Genomic DNA, 4,159 nt, shown 5'->3' with positions numbered 1-4,159 from the left:
ACCCACCGGACCAGGCCGACGAGCGGGGCGAGAACGCCGCCGGCCAGGACCACCCCCACCACCAGCAGCGCCAGCGGCATGAACCGTCCGAGCCGGACGCGGTCCGGGAGAGAGTCCACCCCGGCGCCGACCCTCGCCACCTCGCCCCGTCGGGCCCGCCGCTCTCCCACCATCACCACGAGCGCGACCAGGATGAGCACACAGGCCAGGACCGCCGCGGGCACCCTGTCGAACGAGGCCCGGTAGCTGTGGTAGATCCCGACGGTGAACGCGTCGAACCGCAGCATGGCCACCGCTCCGAAGTCCGAGAGCGTGTACAGGGCCACCAGGAGCGCCCCGGCCGCGACCGCGGGCCTGATCTGGCGCAACGTCACACCGAGCACGGCCCTGACCGACCCGCGGCCCAGCGTCCGTGCGACCTCCTCGAGACCGGGGTCGACGCTCCGCAGTGCCGCGGCGGCGGGGAGGTAGACGTACGGGTAACACGAGATCGTCAACACGACGACCGACCCGGGCAGACCGAGGAACCGTGGGAAGTCCGCCACCCACAGGTAGCCGAGGACGTAGGACGGCATGGCGAGCGGCACGCAGAGCAGCGCTCCGATCAGCGGCGCACCGGGGAGATCCGTCCTCACCGTCAGCCACGCCAGGGTCACGCCCACCACCACACTCGCCGCGGTGACCAGCACCACCAGCACGACGGTGTTGACCAGCAGTTCGGCGGACCGACCGGACCGGACCACCTCGAGGGCGTAGGCCGGGCCACGTTCCCCCGCACGGATGAACAGATAGACCAGCGGGATGAGGGCCGCGGAGCACGCCACAGTGGCGGCCGCCCCGAGGAGGGGGCGGCCGCCACGCAGACGGGGACGGGCGTCTATGGCGGAACCGTCAGATCATGCCCACGCGAGTGAGCATCTGCTGGGTCTGCTCGAGCCCGTCCAGGTCCCCGAGATCGATATCGGGCCCCCCGAGGGACTCGAGTGGGGGCAGACCGACGGCGTCCGAGGTGATGCCCGGCACGACCGGGTACTCGCTGTCCTCCTCGAGGAAGTAGAGCTGGGACTGCTCCCCGAGGAGCTCCTGGACCACCCGGAGCGCGTCCTCCTGGCGGTCCGACGAGGCGAGCACACCGACGCCGGCCACGTTGACCAGCGCACCGGGATCGCCCTTGGTCAGGTAGTGCACCCGCGCCCGCATGTTCTCCTCGCCCTTCTCCTGGGCGGTGTTGTACCAGTAGTAGTGATTGGTCAGTCCGAGCTCGACGTCGCCGGTGTCGGCCGCCTCGAGGAGCGCCACGTTGTTGTCGTAGGTCTTCGGCTCGTTGGCCAGGAAGTCGCGGAGCCACTGCTCGGCCGCCTCGTCGCCGCGGTCGACCCGCAGTCCGGTGACGAAGGACTGGAACGAGGCGTTGGTGGGGGCGTACCCGACCTTGCCCCTCCACTCGGGCTCGGTGAGGGCGTCGATGGTGTCCGGGACCTCGGACTCCTCGAGCACCTCCGAGTCATAGACCAGCACGCGGGCGCGCAGGCTCGTCGCGACCCAGGTCCCGTCGGTCGCCCGGTACTGGGCGGGGACCTGCGCGATCGTCGCCTCGTCGAGCGGCTCGAGCAGACCCTCCTTGGACAGGGCGCCGAGCGCACCTGCGTCCTGGGAGAAGAAGATGTCGGCGGGGCTGGCCTGGCCCTCCTCCGCGATCTGGGCGGCCATCTCGGGGGTGCTCGCGTACCGCACCTCGAGGTCGATACCGGTCCTCTCCCCGATCTGCGCCAGCAGCGGGCCGACGAGGTTCTCGCTGCGGCCCGAGTAGACCACCAGCGCATCGGAATCGTCTCCGGCACCGTCCGTGGTGCAGGCCGCCAGCCCCACCACCAGCGAACCGACGGCGGCGAGCGCGGCCAGGCGGCGTCGCATCATCAGGGTTCCTCCCTCACAGTCCCGGTGCCGCGTCGCCGACACCGGGTGTGAGCTTAGCCTAAACTTATTCGAGGCTTCACCCCGGTCCACCCGCCCCGGATCAGTCCAGGTCGTCGTGCCGCATGAGCTGGCGCGCGGCCTCCGTGATCGACCCGGTCATCGAGGGGTAGACGGAGAAGGATCCGGCGAGGTCGCCCACTGTGAGCTGATTCCGCACGGCAACGGAGACGGGCAGGATGAGCTCGGACGCGGTGGGGGCCACGATCACCCCACCGATCACCACCCCGGAGGCCGGTCGGCAGAAGAGCTTCACGAAACCGCGGCGGAGGCTGCGCATCTTCGCGCGGGGGTTGCCCGCCAGCGGGTACACCTCGACGCGGGCGGGGACCTCCCCGCTCTCGATCTGCGCGTGGGAGATGCCGACGGTGGCGATCTCGGGTCGGGTGAAGACCGCCGATGCGACGGTGCGGAGTTTGATGGGACTGACCCCTTCGCCCAGCGCGTGGTACATCGCGATGCGACCCTGCATCGCCGCCACCGAGGCCAGGGGGAACAGATCGGTACAGTCCCCGGCGGCGTAGATGCCGGCGGCGGTGGTGCGGGAGACGCGGTCGACCTTGATGTGCCCGCTGCGCTGAACCTCGATGCCGGCGCTCTCCAATCCCAGGTCACCGGTGTTGGGTACCGAACCCACGCACATCAGGGCATGCGACCCCTTGACGGTCCGGCCGTCGCCCAGTCGGACGATGATCCCGTCCTCGTGGTGCTCGACCGCGTCCGCGCGGGCGTGCTTGACCAGAGCGACGCCACGCTCGCTGAGCGCCTCCTCCAGCACCAGCGCCGCGTCGGCGTCCTCGTGGGGCAGGACGCGGTCGCGGCTGGAGACCATGGTGACCTTGACGCCCATCTCCGTGAACGCGGAGACGAACTCGGCACCGGTCACACCGGACCCCACGACCACCAGATGCGAGGGGAGCTCGGTGAGGTCATAGAGCTGCCGCCAGGTCAGGATCCGCTCCCCGTCCGGCTCCGCGCCGGAGATGATGCGCGGATTGGAACCGGTGGCGATCAGCACCACGTCCGCGTCGAGGATCTTCTCCTGGCCGTTGTCCAGGGACACGAGCACGCGGTGCGAGGCCATTCCCGGCCGCGAATCGTGCAGCCGCGCGGTACCCGACAACAGCCGCACGCCCTCGCGCTGGAGCTGGGACCTGATGTCGGCGGACTGGGCGCGGGCCAGTGACTTGACCCGGCCGTTGACCTGGCCGAGCCGGTAGGCGGTGGGGTCGAAGTGCATCTCGACGCCCATCTCCTCGGCGCGGCGCATGTCCGTGCGCACGCCCGTGGTCGCGATGAACGTCTTGGAGGGCACGCAGTCGGTGAGCACGCAGTTCCCGCCGATCCCCTCGGCGTCCACGATCGTGACATCCGCACCGTACTGGGCGGCCACCAGGGCGGCCTCGTAACCGGCGGGACCGCCGCCGATGATGATGATGCGCTGCGTCACAGGTGGTCCTCCACGGGTCACGGGGTCGGGGCCGGGCGCCGCGGGCCACTGTGGTGGACCGCGTCGCGTCCGCCGTACACGGTAGTCGAACCGGCGGCACGGGGCCGGAGGACGCCGGGGCCACACCCGGCCGAGGGACTACTCTGGTCGCCGTGCCTCTCTACGCCGCGTACGGGACCAACATGCATCCCGAACAGATGAACGCCCGCGCGCCGCACTCACCGTTCGCCGGAACCGCGTGGCTGCACGGCTGGCGTCTGACCTTCGCGGGCGAGGACCCGACATGGGAGGGCGCCGTCGCCACGGTGGTCGAGGACCCGGAGTCGAAGGTGTTCGTGGTGCTCTACGACGTCCCCGACGACGACGCCCGCGCCCTCGACCGGTGGGAGGGCACGGACTCGATGCCGGCCCGGAAGATCCGGGTCCGGGTGGAGCGCCGTCCCGCCGTCCCCCCCGGGCCCCCGGTCGGCGCCCAGGAGTCCGAGTTCGCGGTCACCTCGCCCTCCCCCGGCCCGGCGGAGGGCACGGAACTGGTCTGGCTGTACGTCATGGACGCCTTCGAGGGAGGCCTGCCGTCGGCGCGGTATCTGGGCCTCCTGGCGGATGCCGCCGAGTGCGCCGGCGCGCCCGACCCCTATGTGCGGGAACTGCGTACCCGGGAATCCCGCAACGTCGGCCCGGGCGCGTAGGACTCCGGGTACACCTGTGTCGATGCCGCCTCTGCTCTCCCCCACC

At 70.9% G+C, this 4,159-nt stretch carries 4 protein-coding genes; 1 reads left to right on the top strand and 3 read right to left on the bottom strand.

What is annotated here, in order from left to right; genetic code table 11:
* The 3 genes from G6019_RS09090 to G6019_RS09080 form a co-directional block, all read right to left on the bottom strand.
* The coding region (locus G6019_RS09090) for an ABC transporter permease (RefSeq protein ID WP_182627457.1) at positions 1 to 824 on the bottom strand (824 nt) is incomplete at its 3' end.
* A gap of 67 nt (positions 825 to 891) precedes the next feature.
* Positions 892 to 1,917: an iron ABC transporter substrate-binding protein gene (locus tag G6019_RS09085; protein WP_107755915.1), complete on the bottom strand. Its 1,026-nt coding sequence runs from the start codon at positions 1,915 to 1,917 to the stop codon at positions 892 to 894.
* A 100-nt stretch (positions 1,918 to 2,017) separates the two neighbouring features.
* On the bottom strand, positions 2,018 to 3,424 hold the full coding sequence (locus G6019_RS09080) for an NAD(P)H-quinone dehydrogenase (protein WP_107755914.1): 1,407 nt from the start codon (positions 3,422 to 3,424) through the stop codon (positions 2,018 to 2,020).
* A gap of 152 nt (positions 3,425 to 3,576) precedes the next feature.
* Between G6019_RS09080 and G6019_RS09075 the strand changes: the two genes are divergently transcribed.
* Positions 3,577 to 4,113 (top strand): gamma-glutamylcyclotransferase, encoded by a 537-nt coding sequence (locus tag G6019_RS09075; RefSeq protein ID WP_182612396.1) that lies wholly within the window; start codon positions 3,577 to 3,579, stop codon positions 4,111 to 4,113.
* Positions 4,114 to 4,159 lie beyond the last annotated feature (46 nt).

The sequence above is a fragment of the Dietzia sp. DQ12-76 genome, from assembly GCF_014145045.1.
Classification (GTDB): domain Bacteria; phylum Actinomycetota; class Actinomycetes; order Mycobacteriales; family Mycobacteriaceae; genus Dietzia.
This window is presented reverse-complemented; position numbering and strand designations above follow the sequence as displayed.